This is a genomic window from Vibrio thalassae, assembly GCF_900089835.1.
Classification (GTDB): Bacteria; Pseudomonadota; Gammaproteobacteria; order Enterobacterales; family Vibrionaceae; genus Vibrio; species Vibrio thalassae.
In genome coordinates this window covers 58,151-78,307 of the sequence record NZ_OANU01000008.1, presented here as the reverse complement: position 1 = coordinate 78,307, position 20,157 = coordinate 58,151, and the positions used below count along the sequence as shown (strand labels likewise).

19 protein-coding genes are annotated in these 20,157 nt (G+C 44.4%); 5 read left to right on the top strand and 14 right to left on the bottom strand.

The features are described 5' to 3' along the window. Window positions 1-36: 36 nt before the first annotated feature. From VTH8203_RS04905 to treC, 4 genes are all read left to right on the top strand, one after another. Window positions 37-405 carry an MliC family protein gene (locus tag VTH8203_RS04905; RefSeq protein ID WP_096992657.1) on the top strand — a complete coding sequence of 123 codons (369 nt, stop codon included), beginning with the start codon at window positions 37-39 and terminating at the stop codon, window positions 403-405. Continuing rightward, window positions 405-1,352: a trehalose operon repressor TreR gene (gene treR, locus VTH8203_RS04900; protein WP_096992656.1), complete on the top strand. Its 948-nt coding sequence runs from the start codon at window positions 405-407 to the stop codon at window positions 1,350-1,352. Before VTH8203_RS04905 ends, treR begins: the two co-directional genes overlap by 1 nt. 176 nt (window positions 1,353-1,528) lie before the next feature. Continuing rightward, entirely contained in the window at window positions 1,529-2,953 is a 1,425-nt protein-coding gene (gene treB, locus VTH8203_RS04895; RefSeq protein WP_096992655.1) for a PTS trehalose transporter subunit IIBC, read from the top strand. Between the two features lie 79 nt (window positions 2,954-3,032). Next, window positions 3,033-4,706, top strand: coding sequence for an alpha,alpha-phosphotrehalase (gene treC, locus VTH8203_RS04890; RefSeq protein ID WP_096992654.1), 1,674 nt, complete (start codon window positions 3,033-3,035; stop codon window positions 4,704-4,706). A 49-nt stretch (window positions 4,707-4,755) separates the two neighbouring features. Here treC and VTH8203_RS04885 read toward each other — a convergent pair whose 3' ends face one another. Next, window positions 4,756-5,355 (bottom strand): YitT family protein, encoded by a 600-nt coding sequence (locus tag VTH8203_RS04885; protein ID WP_096992653.1) that lies wholly within the window; start codon window positions 5,353-5,355, stop codon window positions 4,756-4,758. A gap of 348 nt (window positions 5,356-5,703) precedes the next feature. On the opposite strand from VTH8203_RS04885, the gene glyA reads away from it, so the two are divergent. After that, complete coding sequence (glyA, locus tag VTH8203_RS04880; protein WP_096992652.1) at window positions 5,704-6,954, top strand: serine hydroxymethyltransferase; 1,251 nt, start codon at window positions 5,704-5,706, stop codon at window positions 6,952-6,954. Window positions 6,955-7,034: 80 nt separating this feature from the next. Here glyA and VTH8203_RS04875 read toward each other — a convergent pair whose 3' ends face one another. The 13 genes from VTH8203_RS04875 to leuS form a co-directional block, all read right to left on the bottom strand. After that, the gene (locus VTH8203_RS04875) at window positions 7,035-7,364 is read right to left on the bottom strand and encodes a hypothetical protein (RefSeq protein ID WP_096992651.1); all 330 of its coding nucleotides are present in this window, start codon (window positions 7,362-7,364) and stop codon (window positions 7,035-7,037) included. 151 nt (window positions 7,365-7,515) lie between these two features. Then, entirely contained in the window at window positions 7,516-8,481 is a 966-nt protein-coding gene (lipA, locus tag VTH8203_RS04870) for a lipoyl synthase (protein ID WP_096992650.1), read from the bottom strand. Window positions 8,482-8,485: 4 nt separating this feature from the next. Further along, window positions 8,486-9,127, bottom strand: a complete 642-nt coding sequence (lipB, locus tag VTH8203_RS04865) for a lipoyl(octanoyl) transferase LipB (protein ID WP_096992649.1) — start codon at window positions 9,125-9,127, stop codon at window positions 8,486-8,488. A gap of 175 nt (window positions 9,128-9,302) precedes the next feature. Next, on the bottom strand, window positions 9,303-9,581 hold the full coding sequence (ybeD, locus tag VTH8203_RS04860; protein ID WP_096992648.1) for a DUF493 family protein YbeD: 279 nt from the start codon (window positions 9,579-9,581) through the stop codon (window positions 9,303-9,305). Window positions 9,582-9,724: 143 nt separating this feature from the next. Further along, window positions 9,725-10,903: a serine hydrolase gene (locus VTH8203_RS04855; protein WP_096992647.1), complete on the bottom strand. Its 1,179-nt coding sequence runs from the start codon at window positions 10,901-10,903 to the stop codon at window positions 9,725-9,727. Window positions 10,904-11,003: 100 nt separating this feature from the next. Beyond that, on the bottom strand, window positions 11,004-11,804 hold the full coding sequence (locus VTH8203_RS04850; protein ID WP_096992646.1) for a septal ring lytic transglycosylase RlpA family protein: 801 nt from the start codon (window positions 11,802-11,804) through the stop codon (window positions 11,004-11,006). Continuing rightward, window positions 11,804-12,925: a rod shape-determining protein RodA gene (gene rodA / locus VTH8203_RS04845; protein ID WP_096992645.1), complete on the bottom strand. Its 1,122-nt coding sequence runs from the start codon at window positions 12,923-12,925 to the stop codon at window positions 11,804-11,806. The genes VTH8203_RS04850 and rodA overlap by 1 nt, the downstream gene beginning before the upstream one ends. After that, the gene (mrdA, locus tag VTH8203_RS04840) at window positions 12,922-14,805 is read right to left on the bottom strand and encodes a penicillin-binding protein 2 (protein WP_096992644.1); all 1,884 of its coding nucleotides are present in this window, start codon (window positions 14,803-14,805) and stop codon (window positions 12,922-12,924) included. The genes rodA and mrdA overlap by 4 nt, the downstream gene beginning before the upstream one ends. Window positions 14,806-14,816: 11 nt before the next feature. After that, the gene (gene rlmH, locus VTH8203_RS04835) at window positions 14,817-15,287 is read right to left on the bottom strand and encodes a 23S rRNA (pseudouridine(1915)-N(3))-methyltransferase RlmH (RefSeq protein WP_096992643.1); all 471 of its coding nucleotides are present in this window, start codon (window positions 15,285-15,287) and stop codon (window positions 14,817-14,819) included. A 4-nt stretch (window positions 15,288-15,291) separates the two neighbouring features. Next, on the bottom strand, window positions 15,292-15,609 hold the full coding sequence (gene rsfS, locus VTH8203_RS04830; RefSeq protein ID WP_096992642.1) for a ribosome silencing factor: 318 nt from the start codon (window positions 15,607-15,609) through the stop codon (window positions 15,292-15,294). 70 nt (window positions 15,610-15,679) lie between these two features. After that, complete coding sequence (gene holA / locus VTH8203_RS04825) at window positions 15,680-16,699, bottom strand: DNA polymerase III subunit delta (RefSeq protein ID WP_096992641.1); 1,020 nt, start codon at window positions 16,697-16,699, stop codon at window positions 15,680-15,682. A gap of 19 nt (window positions 16,700-16,718) precedes the next feature. Further along, window positions 16,719-17,285 (bottom strand): LPS-assembly lipoprotein LptE, encoded by a 567-nt coding sequence (locus VTH8203_RS04820; protein WP_096992640.1) that lies wholly within the window; start codon window positions 17,283-17,285, stop codon window positions 16,719-16,721. A gap of 133 nt (window positions 17,286-17,418) precedes the next feature. Continuing rightward, window positions 17,419-19,992 carry a leucine--tRNA ligase gene (leuS, locus tag VTH8203_RS04815; RefSeq protein WP_096992639.1) on the bottom strand — a complete coding sequence of 858 codons (2,574 nt, stop codon included), beginning with the start codon at window positions 19,990-19,992 and terminating at the stop codon, window positions 17,419-17,421. Window positions 19,993-20,157: the final 165 nt, after the last annotated feature.

Sequence of the window (20,157 nt, the reverse complement as noted above, 5' to 3'; positions counted from 1 at the left end):
CGATAGTTACAATAAGCGTTAGCTTAGAAAGGAGAGATGATGTTTTCAATTGTGCAAAAAACGTTATTGCTTGTTCTCACAGTGAGCGGATTAGCCGCGTGCAGTAGCAATGGTCAAACGCAAGCCGACACGAGTCGTTATCATGTACTGCAGTATCAGTGTGATAATCAAAGCTTCCAGGTTACACAACTTTCTAGTGAACAAATTTTATTGTTAATCGACAATACTGAGTATCAGTTACAGCGAGTTCGTTCAGCTTCTGGTGTGCGTTATGCCCTAGACGGAGAGTCACAAGAAGATTCGAATATTGAACTGTTCAGCAAAGGGCGAGAAGGCATGCTGACAATGAATGGTCAGACGGATAAATCTTGCCAAATGATCACACGCGGTATTCCTCAAGGCTAATGAGTAAAAAACTGACCATACTTGATATTGCGAAACTATCGGGAGTCGGAAAATCAACCGTCTCTCGTGTTTTGACCAATGATCCCAAAGTAAAACCTGAGACACGCGAGAAGGTGGAGCGCGTCATTGCCGAGCATGGCTACGTTCCGTCTAAATCAGCACAGTCAATGCGCAGTGGCGGAACTCAGAAAGTCATTGGTGTGATCATTTCGCGCTTAGACTCTCCATCTGAAAACAAAGCCGTCAGTAGTATGCTAAAGGTCCTTTATGGGGCTGGCTACGATGTGGTGATCATGGAAAGTCAGTTTGATCCCTTAAAGACGAACGAGCATTTGAGTGTTTTGCGAAAGCGCAACGTTGATGGTGTGATTGTGTTTGGCTTTACCACATTAGATCTTGATGTTGTGGCGAGTTGGGATGAGAAGGTCGTGGTGATTGCGATGGATACCGATCGAGTATCGTCGATCAACTATGACAATGCAGGGTTGATCCAAGCTGTTCTGGATAAGCTTAAAGCTCAAGGCGTCAGCCAACTTGCATTTATTGGTGTGGATCCCAATGATAAAACGACAGGGTTAGCTCGTTTAAACGCTTATCAAGCTTGGTGTGAAGAGCAGCAACTGCCAATTTGCTTCCGCACTGGAGCGCTTCATCACGAAAGTGCCTACTCGTTAGTGGATGATGTCGTGACTGACTCTTTGCAAGCGATTGTTTGCGCAAGTGATACTCTAGCGCTCGGTACCATTAAACGTTTACAAGAGTTGGGAAGAGAAGACATTATTGTCACAGGTATTGGTGGCAATGAGCTACTGTCGTTTTTATTTCCCAATATCTACAGCATTGACCCTGGCTATCACCAAGCCGGTGAAAAAGCGGCTAACTTATTGATTAAACAATTAAAAGGCGAAGCCATCGTCTCTCATCTCACCCAAGAAGCTATCTATTAGTCGCGTTTTAACCGCTATTCTTATCGTTTTCTATTGATGCATTTCTCTACGATTATTGTGATCACTCTCAATCTATGGTAATGTTCCCATTTAGCGCGTTACGGTATTATTCATACAATGAGACACATGGACGTCTGTTATCCAACGTCTCTATATCAGTAAAAGGTGTACATACGATGAGCAAGATAGCGAAGCAAGACATTGCAGCCATCATCGAAGGAGTCGGCGGAGCCGATAACATTGCCAGTGTTAGTCACTGCTTAACTCGTTTGAGATTTGTCCTCAACGAGACAGCGAAAGCAGATAAGGCCGCACTAGAAAACTTAAAAGTTGTTAAAGGTTGCTTTACAAATGCTGGTCAATTCCAAGTGGTCATTGGTACTGAAGTCGATGAAGTTTATAAATTGCTTATAGACATGGCAGGCAAAAAAGCCGCATCTAAAGACGATGCTAAACTCGCTGCTCGCCAAAATATCAACATTCTCGAGCGTGGTATCTCGCACTTAGCCGAAATTTTTGTTCCTCTTTTACCTGCGATTATCACTGGTGGTTTGATTCTTGGTTTCCGAAATGTGATTGGTGACATTCGCATGTTCGATGGCAAGACGCTGGTTGAAATCAGTCAATTTTGGGCCACTGTTCACTCGTTCTTATGGTTGATTGGCGAAGCTATCTTCTTTTTCTTACCAGTCGGTGTGTGTTGGTCGACAGTCAAAAAGTTGGGAGGCACACCAATTTTAGGTATTACTTTGGGTGTGACTTTGGTGTCACCACAGTTAATGAATGCCTATTTAATTGGTAAGCAAGCACCTGAAGTCTGGGACTTTGGATTGTTCGTGATAGAGAAAGTCGGTTATCAAGCTCAGGTTATTCCTGCCATGCTAGCCGGTGTTGCTTTGGCTGTCATCGAAACTAACCTTAAGCGTATCGTCCCAAGTTATTTATATCTGGTTGTGGTGCCTTTCGTTTCGATCATTTTATCTGTGATTTTAGCGCACGCACTTATTGGCCCATTTGGTCGTGTGTTGGGTGATGGCGTCGCTTACGCTGCTAAAGCTGCGATGACGGGTGACTTCGCAGTTCTTGGTTCTATGGTATTTGGCTTCCTATACGCACCACTTGTGATAACGGGTATCCACCACACGACTAACGCCGTTGACTTACAACTCATGCAAGATCTTGGTGGTACACCAATCTGGCCTTTGATTGCCTTATCAAACATTGCTCAAGCTTCTGCTGTTGTTGGCATCATCATTATTAGTAAGCGCGAAGGTGAACGAGATATCTCTGTGCCTGCTGCGATCTCTGCCTATCTAGGGGTAACAGAACCAGCAATGTACGGTATTAACCTGAAATACAAATTCCCGATGTTGAGCGCGATGATTGGCAGTGCACTTGCTGCAGCAATTTGTGGTAGTGCTGGCGTAATGGCAAATGGCATCGGTGTTGGCGGTCTACCAGGTATTCTTTCTATCCAACCTCAGTATTGGATGGTGTATCTCATGGCAATGTTAGTAGCAATAGCGGTGCCGATTGTGTTGACTTTGTTCTTGTATAAACGCGCTCAGTCAAAAGGTGAGCTAGAGCTTGCAAGCGCATAATTCCCGCGTATTAGTGGCTCAATTTGAGCCACTGTTTTCTTTTTATTTCTTTTTGTATTGGTAAGTGAGATTGAAATCGATGAGTCAACAAGACTGGTGGAAAACCGCCACTATTTATCAAATCTATCCGAAGAGTTTTTGTGACAGCAGCGATAAGGGAATGGGGGATATCAAAGGCATTACCTCAAAGCTCGACTACCTTGGACTACTCGGTGTTGATGCTATCTGGCTAACACCAGTGTACGCCTCTCCGATGATTGATAACGGTTACGACATTGCTGACTATTACGCGATTAACCCTGATTTTGGCTCGATGGAGGACTTTGATGAACTTTTAGAGCAAGCTCATCAAAAAGGCATTCGCATCATCATGGATATTGTAGTGAACCATACATCCACACAGCATGAATGGTTTCAGTCGGCTTTGGGAGACAAGCAAAGCCCTTATCGTGATTATTATATCTGGAAACCTGGTCGTAATGGCCAAGCTTCAAACAACTGGCAGTCAAAATTTGGTGGTTCTGCATGGGCGCTAGATGAAGCGACCGATGAATACTATTTGCACCTTTTTGCTAAAGAGCAGGCCGACTTGAACTGGGAGAACCCTGCGGTTCGAGAAGACGTGAAACGTGTGATTGAGTTTTGGGCGCAAAAGGGCGTGGATGGTTTCAGGCTAGATGTCATTAACCTGATTTCAAAGCAACAAGATTTTGCTGATGATCATATTGGTGATGGCCGCCGCTTTTACACTGATGGCCCTAGAGTGCATGAATATTTGCAAGAGATCAGCGAAGCGGTATTCCAAAAGTATGGGTCGGTGACGGTTGGTGAAATGTCTTCGACAACCCTTGAGCATTGCCAGCAATACAGTGCATTAGATAATAAAGAGCTGTCGATGGTGTTTAACTTCCATCACTTGAAAGTGGATTATCCAAACGGAGAGAAGTGGACCAAAGCGGATTTTGACTTTGCCCAGCTTAAGCAGATTTTCAATCACTGGCAAACGGGGCTCAATGGCAAAGGTTGGGGAGCGCTGTTTTGGTGTAACCATGACCAGCCACGTATTGTTAGCCGCCTAGGCAATGACACTCGTTATCACAATGAATCGGCAAAAATGCTCGCAGCCTCTGTTCATTTGATGCAAGGAACGCCATACATATTCCAAGGTGAAGAGATTGGCATGACTAACCCGGGCTTTACCGAGCTGAGTCAGTATCGTGATGTAGAAAGTTTGAATATGTACAAGCTAATGGTTGAAGAGGGTACAACGTCTCATGATGAGATGATGGCTATCTTACAGCAAAAATCACGTGATAACTCTCGCACACCAATGCAATGGAATAGCAATACTAATGCAGGGTTTACCTCAGGAACCCCTTGGATTGGTATCGCTGAAAATTACCCAGAAATCAATGCTCAGACGGCGCTGCAAGACCAACAATCCGTGTTTTACTTCTACAAGGAACTTATCCGTCTTCGCAAAACAGTGCCTGTGATAACTGATGGTAGTTATACTGATATGTTCCCAGAACATGAGCAGGTGCACGGTTATCTGCGAGAAAACACAGACACTATGTTGCTGTGTCTCAATAACTACTTTGGAAAAGAAACTGAAGTCGCTCTGCCTGAGTCTTTTGTTGCGCTAACAGGGCAACAAATCTTGAGTAACTATGGTCTAGAAGGGACAGTAACGCTTGACAAAAAAATGGTCATGAAGCCGTATGAGACGGTCGCTATTTTGATTAACAAGTAGTAAATCTTGCCCTTCGCTAAATTGAGAGGAAAGCGAAGGGCTTCGAGGTTTAACCGTAAGTCACCACGTAGCGCGTAGGCTTATGGTTCATCGCAAGAACAAGGTTTAGCATCACGGCCCCTAAGATGGAGGTCATAATAACGCTCGGCGAAACAAAAAAGAACGATGCAATCAGAATCGAACAATCAATGGCCATTTGCGTTTTCCCTACTGAAATACCGAACTTGTCTTGAATAAACAGGCAAAGCACATTGAACCCACCAAGACTTGAGCGATGTCGGAAGAGAATCAACATACCGAGTCCCATCAACAAGCCGCCAGCAATGGCACAATAAATATCGTTAATATGATCCAGTGACACTACGCGATACATATTGTCCGTAATAACAGAAACTAAAGCACCAGAAATAGCGCTGCTTGCTGCGAAACGTTTACCAAACCGTTTCCACGCTAAAAGGTAAAATGGTGTGTTGAACGCAAAATACAGTGTGCCGAAAGAGACGGGCACAAACTGGCTGACAAGAAGTGCTAGTCCTGTAGTACCACCGGTCAATAGTTGAGCGGACTGGAGCAAGAAAATACCTTGAGCCACAATAAATGTGCCAGTCAGTATTGCCATCCAATCTTCTCTGCGTGAGTGTTTTTGCATCAGTTAAAAATTCTTCTTAGTAATAATCGCTGCAATAGTATTGAAAAGATGATCTTTTCGGTAGCTTGAAGGCGAAATTTACGGTAAACCTATGTAATTCAAATTTTACACTGTGTAAATGGAATTATTGACACCTAGTGTACTCATTGTCGTACTAATTGAGGCGCCCATGATGATACCTAAGGTTCACTATGAGAAAACTGCATGAGAAATTTCCAATTTTCTCTTTATGACATAGATCAAATTATGTATGATGCAAGTCATCAAATGTGGTGACGAAAACGTTTGCTTTTGGTCATTGTGTGGTTTTTTTGAAACTTTCAGAACAATCTGAGTCAGGAGATACAGATGCTTAAGCGTGATATGAACATCGCTGATTACGATGCGGAGCTATTTGCAGCTATTCAAGAAGAAACCCTTCGTCAAGAAGAGCACATCGAGCTTATCGCTTCGGAAAACTACACCAGCCCTCGCGTAATGGAAGCGCAAGGCTCTCAGCTAACAAACAAATATGCTGAAGGTTATCCGGGCAAGCGCTACTACGGTGGTTGCGAGTACGTCGATAAAGCAGAAGCACTGGCTATTGACCGTGCGTGTGAGCTATTTGGTTGTGAGTATGCGAACGTTCAGCCTCACTCTGGCTCTCAAGCGAACAGCGCAGTTTACATGGCTCTACTTAACCCTGGCGATACCGTTTTAGGTATGAGCTTGGCTCACGGTGGTCACCTAACTCACGGCTCACCAGTTAACTTCTCTGGTAAGCACTACAACGTGATTCCTTATGGTATTGATGAAGCTGGTCAAATCAACTACGACGAGATGGAACAGCTTGCACTAGAGCATAAGCCAAAAATGATCATTGGTGGCTTTTCTGCATACAGCCAGATCGTAGATTGGGCACGCATGCGTGAGATTGCCGATAAAATTGACGCGTATCTGTTTGTTGATATGGCGCACGTAGCGGGCCTTATCGCTGCTGGTGTCTACCCAACACCTGTTCCTCATGCACATGTTGTGACAACCACGACACACAAAACACTAGCGGGCCCTCGCGGTGGTCTAATCCTGTCTAACGCAGGTGAAGATATGTACAAGAAGTTGAACTCAGCTGTGTTCCCTGGCGGTCAAGGTGGTCCTTTGATGCATGTTATCGCTGGTAAAGCGGTAGCGTTCAAAGAAGCCATGGAGCCTGAATTTAAAGAGTACCAAGCTCGCGTGGTTAAGAATGCTAAAGCGATGGTTGCTCAGTTCCAAGAGCGTGGTTACAAAATCGTATCTAATGGCACTGAAAACCACCTGTTCCTTGTTGATCTAATTGACAAAGACATTACAGGTAAAGAAGCTGACGCAGCACTAGGCGCAGCTAACATCACGGTAAACAAGAACTCAGTACCTAACGACCCACGTAGCCCATTCGTAACATCTGGTATCCGTATTGGCACTCCAGCGATTACTCGTCGCGGCTTTACTGAAACGGACGCAACTGAGCTTGCTAACTGGATGTGTGATGTACTAGACAACATCAACGATGAGTCAGTGATTGAAGCGACAAAAGTTAGAGTACTAGAGATCTGTAAACGCCTACCTGTTTACGCTTAATAGATTTATCTAAGAAATAATAAAAGCGAGCTTTGAGCTCGCTTTTTTGATCTTGTATCCGTTTAAAAAGTAAACGCTAGCTACTTGTTGATATTCAGTAAAGTTCCAGATTTACACTTGAACGAATAGTACTTGCGACTTTCACTAAATTGTCCCAAGCCTTCACCATTACAGTAATCAATATTAATGTCACGCATGATATCCAGCGTTTTCTCGCTGTTCAGTGCGAATTTAGCGCCGTCTTTACAAACGATACGAACTCGACCATCGTCGCTCACCGAGTATAGATTTACCTCGGTATTACACAGCTCAAATGACGCCTCTAAGTAGTTGTCTTGTTGCGTATTCTGCGCACAACCACCAATAATAGTAGCGGCTAAAATAGGCAGACTAACTTTAAGTAACTTCATGCTACATCCCTGATTGAATCTTATTTTTATTTAATCCTACCTAAATATCGCGAAATTGCGAGTATGAGATTGTCATCTTGGCGAGTTTTCTTAAAAAAACACGGATGGCTCTAAGAGCGAATCCGTGTTTAACAAGCAAAGAAAAATAGAATTACTTAATTTCTACGCCTTGAGCCTGTAGGTCTGCATGATAAGAAGAGCGAACAAATGGCCCACATGCAGCGTGGGTAAAGCCCAGTTCCAACGCAATTTCTTTTAGCTCATCAAACTCTGATGGTGGCACGTAGCGCTCAACAGGTAAGTGGTGACGACTCGGCGCTAGGTACTGACCAAGCGTTAGCATAGTAACACCGTGCTCGCGAAGATCTTTCAGTACTTCTACGATCTCTTCTTTCGTTTCACCTAAGCCCATCATTAGGCCCGATTTTGTTGGGACATCAGGGTGCATCTCTTTAAATTTCTTGAGCAGTTGCAGTGACCACTTGTAGTTTGCACCAGGACGCGCTTTACGATACAGACGAGGAGCGGTCTCTAAATTGTGGTTGAAGACATCGGGTGGGTTGTCTTTCATCGCCTCAAGCGCAACATCCATACGACCACGGAAATCTGGGACCAGTGTTTCAATACGGATTTCTGGGTTAAGTGCGCGGATTTCACGGTTACAGTCAGCAAAGTGTGTCGCGCCACCATCACGAAGATCATCACGGTCTACAGAGGTCACGACGACGTACTTAAGCTTCATGTCTTTGATGGTTTGTGCCAACTTCTTAGGCTCTCCGGCTTCAGGCGCGTTAGGGCGACCATGGGCGACATCACAGAAAGGGCAACGACGAGTACAAATGGCACCAAGAATCATAAATGTTGCCGTACCGTGATTGAAGCACTCCGCTAAGTTAGGGCATGACGCTTCTTCACAAACAGAATGCAGATCATTTTTACGCATTGCGGACTTGATATCCTGAATGCGCTGGCTGTCTGCCGGCAGTTTGATCTTCATCCATTCTGGTTTACGAAGGATTTCTTTTTGCTCAGTTGGCATGTTCTTCACTGGAATCAGTGCCATTTTGTCAGCGTCACGGTACTTAACGCCTTTTTCCATTTGGATAGGTTTGCTCATCGTCTTATGCTTCTTCGCTGAATTCTACTTGCTCGTAATCAAGTATTGTTATGAGTGCTTTGATTAATTGGTCTTCTACGACGGACACTTGCTGTGGACCGCCTAATTGGCTGACCTGAACCATTTCCATGCCGGCATAGCCGCAAGGATTAATTCTTAAGAATGGGGTGAGATCCATATTGACGTTGAGTGCCAGTCCATGGAAAGAGCATCCTTTTCGGATACGTAAGCCCAACGAACAGACTTTTTTATTGTCGACATAAACCCCAGGAGCATCGGGTCTCGCTGCTGATTCGATATTGTATTCTTTGAGTGTCTGAATCACGAGGTTTTCAATGTGAGTTACCAACTCTCGGACACCAAGTTTCTTGCGGCGCAAGTTAATAAGAAAATAGGCGACCAATTGACCAGGGCCATGGTAGGTAACTTGTCCGCCACGATCACTTTGAACTACGGGAATATCACCAGTGTTGAGTAAGTGCTCAGCTTTACCTGCCTGTCCTTGGGTGAAGACAGGGTTGTGTTCTACTAGCCAAACTTCGTCACGCGTTTGCTCAGTGCGATTATCCGTGAACTCATGCATTGCTTTCCAGACTGGCTCATAGTCTTTTCTACCAAGCTTTCTTACAACTAGTTGATTTTCCACTAATCGCTCCGCTACCACTTAATAAAGTATTCGCATTATAAACATGTTGGTGGTTTTGAACTACCAATAAATAACGAATTATTAACGACTGACGGTGTCAATGTGGCTAGGTTTCTGATATTTAAAAAGAAAGCAGCCTAAGCTGCTTTCAAAAAAAATTTAAAATTTAAAACTTTTATAGAACCATACGAACAATATCGATATCACCAAGCTCTTTATACAAGGTTTCTACCTGCTCGATTGAGGTGGCAGTAATGTTGATTGATACTGCGTGGTAGTTACCTTTTGCGCTTGGTTTGATAGTTGGGCTGTAGTCCCCTGGCGCGTGGCGCTGGATTACTTCCACTACCTTTTCAGGAAGTTCTGGCTTAGCGTAACCCATCACTTTGAATGTAAAAGAGCAAGGGAACTCTAGTAGGTCTTTGAGTTTTGCATCAGAGTTGATGGTCAACATATTAGGGACTCCAAAAAATACCAATTCGTTATAACGATGCGAATAGTAATGCCTTATGTGGATGATCTCAAGCCAACAAAAATTAAAGCCGCACAATGCGGCTTTACTGAGACTTGATTACGGTTAACTCAAGCGTTAGCGTCTTAGAACAAACTCTTGAAAAGTAATACGATGTAATCCCATAAACGACTGAACAGGCTACCTTCTTGAACATTCTCAAGAGCAAGTAGTGGATATTCAGCAACATCTTCGCCGTCTAGTTGATAGTATAGCTTACCAACGACATCGCCTTTAGATATTGGTGCTTCAAGTTGTTTTTCAAGTACGAAGCTGGCTTTTAAATTCTTAGCTTGACCACGTGGCAATGTGACGAAAGTATCTTGGTCTACACCAAGCGCTACGGTATCTTTGTCACCCATCCATACTTTTTCTTCCACAAAGGTTTCATTCGCTTTGTGCGGGTTAACCGTTTCAAAGAATCGGAAGCCGTAGCTTAGTAGCTTTTTGCTTTCTGATTTACGTGCATTCGCACTCTTTGTACCCATCACAACCGCGACTAAACGCATTTTGCCTTCGGTTGCAGAGCTGACCAAGTTATAGCCAGCCTGACTGGTATGGCCGGTTTTGATACCGTCAACGTTCATGCTCTTATCCCAAAGCAAGCCATTGCGGTTGTATTGAGTAATGCCGTTGTAGGTAAATTTCTTCTCGGCGTAAATACGGTACTCGTCTGGAACGTCACGAATCAGCGCGCGACCAAGGAGTGCTAAGTCGTACGGAGTAGAGTATAAGTTAGGGTTGTCTAAGCCATGAACATTGGCAAAATGAGAGTTGTTCATGCCAATCGATTTTGCCCATGCATTCATCAAATCGACAAACGCATCTTCTGAACCTGCAATGTGCTCTGCCATGGCGACACAAGCATCATTGCCAGATTGGATGATGATGCCTTTATTCAATTCAGCAACGGTAACTTTTGTACCTACTTCGATAAACATCTTCGATGAATCAGGGAAGTTTTTTGCCCATGCATTTTTACTGATGGTCACTTCATCTTCTGGCGTGATGTTACCGCGCTTTAGTTCTTGGCCGATAACATAACTGGTCATCATTTTTGTCAGGCTTGCTGGGTGAAGTTGAGTGTTCATCTCTTTTTCAGCAAGGACTTTGCCTGAATTGTAGTCCATCAAAACGAAGCCTTTCGCTGCGATTTGAGGTGCATCCGGCATAACAACAGGAGCCGCAGAAGCAGAAGTTGCTGCTAAAGTTGCGGTAAGAGCGATGGAAGTTAGAAGTTTCATAGAAGGTTTATTCTTATTCATTTGAATACAATTTTTGTTTGTTGTCCGTATATTAACAGAACGGTCCAGGCAAACTAGATAGCTTACACTAAGTAACAACCGTTATTTATGTCAATGATGTTTACATTTTTTTGACGAAAGCTGAGGAGTAGCCAATCTTTTTCACTTGTTCGAGAACATCTTGAGTCTGCTTATAGTCTTTGAATGGACCTAGCATCAGACGGTAGTTGCTATTAATAGGTGTTAGAAATGTATCCACTGCTAGCTTTTGACCGAGTTCTTTCGATAAAGTTTCGATGCGATCTTTATGCGGAGAGGCCGCAACTTGTATCGTGTACTCAGGGTGCTTTTCTGCTTTGTGCTGACTGGTTGAGCGCTCAACAATGATGACTTCAATTTCAACGTTTGCTGTACCCGTCTTAATGACATCCAGTTTTTTCGCCGCCGCGTAACTTAGGTCAATGATTCGTCCCTCATGGAAAGGGCCACGGTCATTGACGCGCACGATGGTTTCTTTGCCGTTGTTTAGGTTGGTGACTTTGACATAGCTGGGTAACGGTAAGGTTTTATGCGCAGCTGACATCGAGTACATATCATATACCTCACCATTTGAGGTCAAGTGGCCATGAAATTTTTTACCATACCAAGAAGCTTGGCCACGCTCTTTAAATCCGGCTGGATCTTTAATCACCTTGTAGCTTTTTCCTCGCAAGGTGTAATTTTTGTTACCGCCTAAACTATAGGGCTCATATTTGGGTTGAACGCCTTCGATGTGGTCAACGGAGATAGGACTTGAAGGCGCGACATCATCGGCTAACTCGTAGCGACTATCGGATGATGAACAACCAGCCAGGGCGACCAATCCTACTGTAAAGCAAAGCAATGCCTGATAGTGACGGTAGTGGGAAGAAAATCGGTTCATTACGTTGCCTTTGAAAATGCCTTTCTGTGCGTGTGAATAGACATTAGGATGCCGAAACCAGCCATCAGGGTCACCATTGAGGTGCCACCATAGCTGACAAGAGGTAGAGGTACACCTACCACGGGTAATATACCGCTTACCATACCAATATTTACGAAAACGTAAACAAAAAAGCTAAGCACGATACTGCCTGCCATCATTCGACCAAATGCAGTTTGGGCTGAACTGGCCAAATATAAGCCACGCCCAATGATGAACAGATACAGAGTCAGGAGGAGCAAGATGCCTATCATGCCCCATTCTTCGGCGATGACGGCAAAAATAAAGTCAGTATGCCTTTCTGGGATGAACTCAAGTTGTGATTGAGTGCCTTGCATCCAACCTTTTCCACTAATGCCCCCAGAGCCGATGGCGATTTTACTTTGAATAATATGATAACCGGCACCAAGTGGGTCTGACTCTGGGTCGAATAAGGTTCTAACGCGGACCTTTTGGTATTCACGCATCAAAAAGAACCATAAAACCGGGATAAACCCGCCAAGTGCGACCATTGCACCAATGATAATTTTCCAGCTAATACCAGCAAGGAAGATAACAAAGATCCCCGAAGCCGCAATCAGAATGGAGGTCCCTAAGTCGGGTTGCTTTGCAATGAGTATGGTTGGTACAAACACCATCACCAGCGACATGACTAGCGTTTGAAAAGTAATCGGTAGTGAGCGTTTACCTATATACCGGGCAACCATCAGAGGCACTGCAAGTTTGAGTAACTCAGATGGCTGGAAGCGAATAAACCCAAGATTAAGCCACCTTTGCGCGCCTTTGGAGGCTTCCCCGAAAAACAGCACCCCCAACAAGAGCAAGACACCGATAAAAAACATGAAAGGGGCCAGTGATTCATAGGTTCTTGGTGATATCTGAGCGAGCACAATCATCACCGCTAGCGCTAAAACCATGCGCATGGCCTGTCGGTCCATCATTGCCAAACTTTGTCCACTTGCGCTGTACATCACCACAAGACCAAAGCCCATTAACGCCAAAATCCCTAACAGTAATGGCAAGTCGATATGGAAACGTTCGAATAGAACTCTATTTTGTCCGGTTGATGGATCAAATCTCATTCTTCTTCACTCTTTTCGTCTCGAAGGGCTAAGTCAAACAGCTGTCGCACTACTGGCGCGCCGTTTGAAGAACCGCCACCCGCGTTTTCTAGAACAACCGTCACCACCACTTCTGGCTTTTTGAAAGGGGCAAAACCTGTAAATAAGGCGTGGTCTTTCAAGTGCTCTTCTAGCTCTTCGGCGTTGTACTCTTGGTCTTGAGCTAGGCTAAAGACTTGAGCAGTACCAGACTTACCACCAGATTGGTAAGGCATGTTCTTAAAGGCACGTCTTGCGGTTCCCTTAGGGCCGTGGTTTACCAAACGCATCCCTTCAAGCGCAATATCCCAGTAGCTTTCTTTCACACCAGTAATGGGTGGACGAGAATCAACTTCTGCCATGGTTTGATGTTCAAAGCTATCCCCATTATCAATTGTTGCACGTAATAGATGAGGAGAAAGTACTTCACCATGATTAACGAGTACGGATGTTGCTTTGGCAATTTGCATTGGAGTGGCTGTCCAGTAACCCTGACCAATACCTACTGGAATCGTATCGCCTTGATACCATGGCGTTCGGTGACGAGCCATTTTCCATTCTCTTGTTGGCATATTGGCTTTACTTTCCTCGTAGATATCAATACCGGTATAGTCACCAAAACCGAACATCATCATCCATTTGGATAGCCTGTCTATGCCCATGTCATAGGCGATTTGATAGAAGAAAGTATCCACAGACTCTTCAATAGCTTTGAGAATATCGACCTTACCGTGACCCCAACGAAGCCAATCGCGGAATGGGCGAGTTTTCGAATTTGGAATGCGCCAATATCCTGGGTCATTCCGCGTTGTTTGCGGTGTAATGACCCCTTCTTGAAGTGCACCTACCGCAATAAAAGGTTTTACTGTGGAAGCTGGTGGATAAATACCAAGCGTTGCACGATTCACTAACGGACGGTTTTTGTCTTCGAGCAACGCTTTATACGCTTTACTAGAGATACCGTTAACAAAGGCGTTCGGATCGTAGCTTGGGCTTGAAACCATCGCAAGGACGCCATTGTCATTTGGATCTAATACGATCGCAGAGCCACGACGTCCCGCCAACAGCTTATGGACCTTAAGTTGCAACTTGATATCGAGGTTTAACACGATATCTTTACCAGGAATTGGTGGCACAAATTTCAACGTGCGTAGTACACGACCGCGGCTGTTCACTTCTACTTCTTGATAGCCCGCCGTACCATGTAGAATTTCTTCGTAGTAGCGTTCTATACCTAATTTACCGATATCACGCGTGGCTTGGTAGTTCGCTTCTCTTTCTTCACGCACAAGACGACGCATATCGCGATCATTGATTCGCGATACGTAACCAATTACGTGGGTTAGCACATCACCAAAGGGGTAGTAACGCTTCAGGCTTGCTGTTATCTCGACGCCAGGAAACTTATGTTGATTGACAGAAAATACAGCCACTTGCTCTTCTGTTAGTTGAGTGAGCAGCGGGATAGACTTGAAGCGACGCGTGCGCTTTCTATCTCGATCAAACGCTTCAATTCGATCTTCAGGAATGTCTAAAAATTTGCGTAGTCCTGCAATGGTTTCATCCATATTTTTCACCTTTTCAGGGGTGATTTCTAAGTTGAATACCGGACGGTTTTCCGCCAGCAGGATGCCGTTTCTATCGTAAATAAGGCCGCGATTAGGTGCGATTGGCACCACTTTTATGCGGTTGTCATTCGAACGAGTCTTGTAGTCTTGATACTGATTAACTTGAATATTGTAGAGGTTTGCAACAAGTACTAGCATCATGGAGATGATAAATACAAATGCAACAACAGCACGGCTTTTGAACAGCCGTGCTTCTGCCTGATGGTCCCGTATCTGGCTACGTTTACGTCTCATCACTTGTAGGCTTACTCTCTATGGTAAGGATGGTTTGCAGTAATTGACCAAGCTCGGTAAAGGCTTTCTGCCATTACAATTCTCACGAGTGGGTGAGGTAGAGTAAGCGCGGAAAGGGACCAGCTTTGGTCGGCAGCAGCCTTACAAGCTGGAGCAAGTCCTTCAGGGCCGCCAATCAAAATAGAAACGTCACGTCCATCAAGCTTCCAACTCTCGAGTTGTTCCGCAAGTTGTGGGGTATCCCATTTTTTTCCAGGAATATCTAATGTCACGATGCGATTGCCTTTTGGAACCGCGGCCAACATTGCTTCCCCTTCTTTTTGTAAGATGCGGGCAATATCAGCATTCTTACCTCGTTTGCCCGCAGCAATCTCTACCAGTTCAAGTGGCATATCATGTGGGAAACGACGTTTGTATTCTTGAAAGCCTTCTTCGACCCATTTCGGCATTTTTGTACCGACAGCGATGAGTTGGAGTTTCAACGTATTAGCTCCAAAGCTTTTCTAATTGGTAAAGCTCGCGGTGTTGTTCTTGCATAACATGCAGCATGGTTGAACCCATGTCGAGAACGACCCATTCGCCTTCTTGTTCTCCGTCAACACCAAGAGGCTTCATACCTGCTTTCTTTATTTCAGAAGCAACATGATCGGCAATTGAAATAACATGTCTTTTGGACGTACCAGTGCAGACAATCATAAAGTCAGTCACGGTTGACTTACCTTCAACATCAATCGTTACGATGTCTTGTGCTTTCATATCGTCGGCTTTGTCGGCTAGAAATAGTTTCAACTCTTCGCGTTGCAAAAGATTTTCCTCGTTGTTCTTAAATAGGTTGAGCGAGATAGCTCAATTGACCCGCAATTATACCACGAATTTATGGATGTAAAGACAGGCTGCTGTCAGTAGCGCTAAGATTGAGCGTTAGCTGGTGTAGAAAGGGCCATGGACTCATCTCATACTGGGTCTTTACTTGGACCTCAATAGAAGCGAGTAGTTGCATGGCTGGTTTTAATCGCGTTGCGGTCAGTCGCTGCAGCGCCGCGCTATAAAGTGGTTTTTTATTTTGCCATATTCTAAAGCTATCAAAGACTTGGCTAAGCGAAGATTGGCTTAACATCTGCTGCATTTTTATCAGCTGTTGCAATTCTTTTTGTATCGAGCGTAATAAGATAACCGCCTCAATACCTTCAGCCTCTAGCTGCGACAAAATCCGGTTAGCACGTTTGGGCTTTCCTTCTAAGATCGCATCTATCCAATGGAAGACCGTAAAATGGTTATGGCGACTTAGTGACTCTTGCACTCGAATTAAGTTGAGTTGTCCATCTGGGTAAAGTAGTGACAGTTTTTCTAAGCTCTGAGAAAGGGCAAACAAGTTACCCTCGTGCCATTGGCAAAGTAGCTGTACCGCCTCGCCATCAGGCGTTAATCCTGAAGCATGACATCGTCTCATCACCCATTGCGGCAGATGTTTTATATCTGGTGCGTTGCAGCTGACCAAACAACCATTTAATGCTTTGAACCATTTTGCAGACTCTTGAGCTTTCGTCAGCTTGCTTCCGCTGATGAGGACAACGATATCTTCGTTGAGATGCGCTGAAATTTCTGATAATTGCTTGGCAATCGCAGCACTAACACCTGATTCAGGAATAAATAGCTCTATGATTTGCTTTGACGAAAACAGACTCAGTGCTTGAGTACAATCATAAACATCATTCCAATCGAGTGCGCTATCCACTGAGAAACGATAGTGCTCCTCAAAGCCTAACTGTCGAGCTTTAGCGATAATTAAATCGCGGCTTTCTTGAACAAATAATGGTTCGTTACCAAAAATAAGGTAGCAGCCATGCCACTGACGAGTCAGTGTTTCTACAAGGCGGTCGGCAAATACTCTCACGTTGCTTTACTCTATGGCACTAGGGTTGTGACGACGCTGGAGTGTCAGATTTAACGGTCTTTTGTTGCGCTTCGTATTGCTCAATTTCGGTTTTTAAACGTGCCATTTGACGCATCATTTGTTGGGCTGAGAAACTTCTCATTTCATCTTCAATCAGCGATCTTTCTTCAGATTTTGCCAATGCTGATAGAGGGTTATCTAAGTAACTACGTGTGATTTGCGCAGAGAAGTCTTTGGAACCAAGGCCGGGTACGGTAACGCGATAAGTGACGACATAAGTTAATTCTTTTTCTGCCGCTCTCGTGTTTTGATACAAAGACAGCGTGCGGTCACTGATTGACTCACCGGTAATGTGAAGGTTTGGAATATCAGGTTGAGGTTTAACGATCTCAATTTTGCTTAATCGCAGTTGCTCTTTTACCAAACGGGTGATTTTGCCATAGGGATCAAAGCTGGTGACGGATATTTCTTTAATACCTTCGGGCACATTGTACTCGCCACGTAGGTGGAATCCACATGCGGTGAGTAAAGTCGATAAGAAGAGGACTAAGCTGAGTTTTGCTGTTTTATTTTTTAATAGGCGCATAGTGATCGCAGACTCTGTTAAAAAGGCTTATGTGAGTTCCAGTGATTCGGGAAACTTAAATAAAACTTTTGCTAGGTTGTAAAAGAGTCGCGAAGTCTCCTTCGCGACTCTTAATATCATAAAGAGAACGGCATTAATTAGCTACAATATTCAGTAGCTTACCAGGTACGTAAATCACTTTACGGATGGTTTTTCCGTCAATGAATTTCGTTACGTTCTCATCGTTTAGACCAAGCTCTTCAACTTGCTCTTTCGTAGCGTCAGCGGCCACAGTCAATTTAGCGCGAAGCTTACCGTTGACTTGAACAACGATGAGTTTTTCGTCTTCAACAAGCGCTTTCTCATCAAATGTTGGCCAAACGGCGTTATCTATATCTGCATTGCCTAACGCTGCCCACATCTCAAAACAGATGTGTGGAGTAATTGGGTAAAGCATAGCAACGACAGCATTTAGTGCTTCATCTAAAATGGCACGATCTTGAGCGTTATCTTGAGGCGCTTTCGCAAGCTTGTTCATTAGTTCCATAATGGCAGCAATTGCTGTGTTAAACGTCTGACGACGATCAATATCATCCGTTACTTTGGCAATAGTCTTATGAACATCACGGCGCAGAGCTTTCTGATCGGTAGAGAGAGCTGAAACATCGACAGCCTCTGCAGTGCCTTTTTCTGTATGCTCTTTTACAAGCTTCCAAACACGCTTAAGGAAACGGTTAGCACCTTCTACACCAGACTCTTGCCACTCTAGCGTCATGTCGGCTGGTGATGCGAACATCATAAATAGACGTACGGTGTCAGCACCGTATTTGTCGACCATCTCTTGCGGGTCAATACCGTTATTCTTAGACTTCGACATTTTGATCATGCCCGAGTGCTCTACGTCACGACCTTGATTGTCTGTTGCTGAAGTAATGCGGCCTTTACCGTCACGTTCAACTTTTACATCAGTAGGTGCAATCCACTCTTTTGTACCTTTTTCATTAGTATGGTAGAAGGCGTCAGCAAGCACCATACCTTGGCAAAGTAGTTTCTTGAATGGTTCGTCTGAGGTGACATAACCAGCATCGCGAAGCAATTTGTGGAAGAAACGAGAGTACAGTAAGTGCATACATGCGTGCTCGATACCACCGATATATTGGTCTACTGGTAACCAATAGTTCGCTTTTTCTGGGTCCAAAATGTCGTCAGCTTGCGGAGAGCAGTAACGCGCATAATACCAAGATGACTCCATAAAGGTGTCAAAGGTGTCTGTTTCACGTAGTGCAGGTTCGCCGTTGAACGTCGTTTTTGCCCACTCTTTATCTGCTTTGATTGGGCTAGTTACGCCATCCATCACCACATCTTCTGGAAGGATCACAGGAAGTTGCTCTGCTGGAACTGGATGAACTTGGCCATCTTCAGTCGTGACCATCGGGATTGGTGCACCCCAATAACGTTGACGAGATACGCCCCAGTCACGTAGACGGAAGTTGACGGTTTTGTGTCCTTTACCTTCGGCTTCTAGCTTGGCAGAAATGGCATCGAATGCCGCTTGGAACTCGAGTCCGTCAAATTCACCTGAGTTAAATAGAACACCTTTCTCCGTGTAAGCCGCTTGTGAAATATCAAGCTCGCTATCGTCAACAGGTTTGATCACAGGAAGGATGTCTAGGTTGTACTTAGTGGCAAACTCGTAGTCACGCTGATCATGACCCGGTACCGCCATAACAGCGCCTGTACCGTAGTCCATTAAGACGAAGTTAGCGACAAACACTGGTACTTCACGACCATTTAATGGGTGAATTGCAGTTAGGCCTGTTGCCATCCCTTTCTTTTCCATCGTTGCCAATTCAGCTTCGGCAACCTTGTTATTCTTACATTCATCGATAAATGCAGCTAACTCTGGATTGTTTGTAGCGGCAGCCGTTGCCAATGGGTGACCTGCTGCGATACCCACATAAGTAACACCCATTAGAGTATCTGGACGAGTTGTATACACTTCTAGGTCTTGGTGGCCTTGCACTTCAAACTTAAGCTCGACACCTTCAGAGCGTCCAATCCAGTTGCGCTGCATGGTTTTTACCATTTCAGGCCAACCATCAAGATTATCTAGATCGTCTAAAAGCTCTTGAGCATAAGCGGTAATTTTGATGAACCACTGAGGGATTTCTTTTTGCTCTACTGGAGTATCACAGCGCCAGCAGCAGCCATCTTCAACTTGCTCATTCGCTAGAACAGTTTGGTCGTTAGGACACCAGTTAACAGATGATGTTTTTTTGTACACCAAGCCTTTTTCGTAGAGCTTGGTGAAGAATTCTTGCTCCCAACGGTAGTACTCTGGAGTACATGTTGCGAACTCACGATTCCAATCGTAGCCAAAACCGAGCAATTTAAGCTGGTTTTTCATATACTCAATATTTTCATAAGTCCATGGAGCAGGTGCGGTGTTGTTTTTCACTGCAGCGTTTTCAGCAGGCAAACCAAAAGCATCCCAACCAATTGGTTGCATTACGTTTTTGCCTTGTAGACGTTGGAAACGAGAGACCACATCACCGATAGTGTAGTTACGCACGTGACCCATATGCAGTCGTCCACTTGGGTAAGGGAACATAGACAGACAGTAGAATTTTTCTTTATTTGGGTCTTCACTTACAACAAAAGTTTTATTGTTGTCCCAGTGCTGTTGAACATCACGTTCAATATCTTGCGGGTTATATTGTTCTTGCATCGATGATTTCCGGTTATCATGGAATTTGTGATTTCTGTTACCACAGAAACTATTAGATCGTCATAGAATACCTAAAGGAAGCTCGGTCAACAATAGTCAATATCCCCTTCGTCGGGGATGACACGGTGTACTTAACGGTTATTACTACTCGTTCTGCTACTTTGG

Coding starts and splice junctions, on each gene's coding strand:
- leuS (WP_096992639.1), bottom strand. CDS start 19,992: ATGCAAGAACAATATAACCCGCAAGATATTGAACGTGATGTTCAACAG.
- treB (WP_096992655.1), top strand. CDS start 1,529: ATGAGCAAGATAGCGAAGCAAGACATTGCAGCCATCATCGAAGGAGTC.
- VTH8203_RS04875 (WP_096992651.1), bottom strand. CDS start 7,364: ATGAAGTTACTTAAAGTTAGTCTGCCTATTTTAGCCGCTACTATTATT.
- rodA (WP_096992645.1), bottom strand. CDS start 12,925: ATGAGATTTGATCCATCAACCGGACAAAATAGAGTTCTATTCGAACGT.
- mrdA (WP_096992644.1), bottom strand. CDS start 14,805: ATGAGACGTAAACGTAGCCAGATACGGGACCATCAGGCAGAAGCACGG.
- lipA (WP_096992650.1), bottom strand. CDS start 8,481: ATGAGCAAACCTATCCAAATGGAAAAAGGCGTTAAGTACCGTGACGCT.
- VTH8203_RS04905 (WP_096992657.1), top strand. CDS start 37: ATGATGTTTTCAATTGTGCAAAAAACGTTATTGCTTGTTCTCACAGTG.
- VTH8203_RS04850 (WP_096992646.1), bottom strand. CDS start 11,804: ATGAACCGATTTTCTTCCCACTACCGTCACTATCAGGCATTGCTTTGC.
- VTH8203_RS04820 (WP_096992640.1), bottom strand. CDS start 17,285: ATGCGCCTATTAAAAAATAAAACAGCAAAACTCAGCTTAGTCCTCTTC.
- glyA (WP_096992652.1), top strand. CDS start 5,704: ATGCTTAAGCGTGATATGAACATCGCTGATTACGATGCGGAGCTATTT.
- VTH8203_RS04885 (WP_096992653.1), bottom strand. CDS start 5,355: ATGCAAAAACACTCACGCAGAGAAGATTGGATGGCAATACTGACTGGC.
- treR (WP_096992656.1), top strand. CDS start 405: ATGAGTAAAAAACTGACCATACTTGATATTGCGAAACTATCGGGAGTC.
- VTH8203_RS04855 (WP_096992647.1), bottom strand. CDS start 10,903: ATGAATAAGAATAAACCTTCTATGAAACTTCTAACTTCCATCGCTCTT.
- ybeD (WP_096992648.1), bottom strand. CDS start 9,581: ATGTTGACCATCAACTCTGATGCAAAACTCAAAGACCTACTAGAGTTC.
- treC (WP_096992654.1), top strand. CDS start 3,033: ATGAGTCAACAAGACTGGTGGAAAACCGCCACTATTTATCAAATCTAT.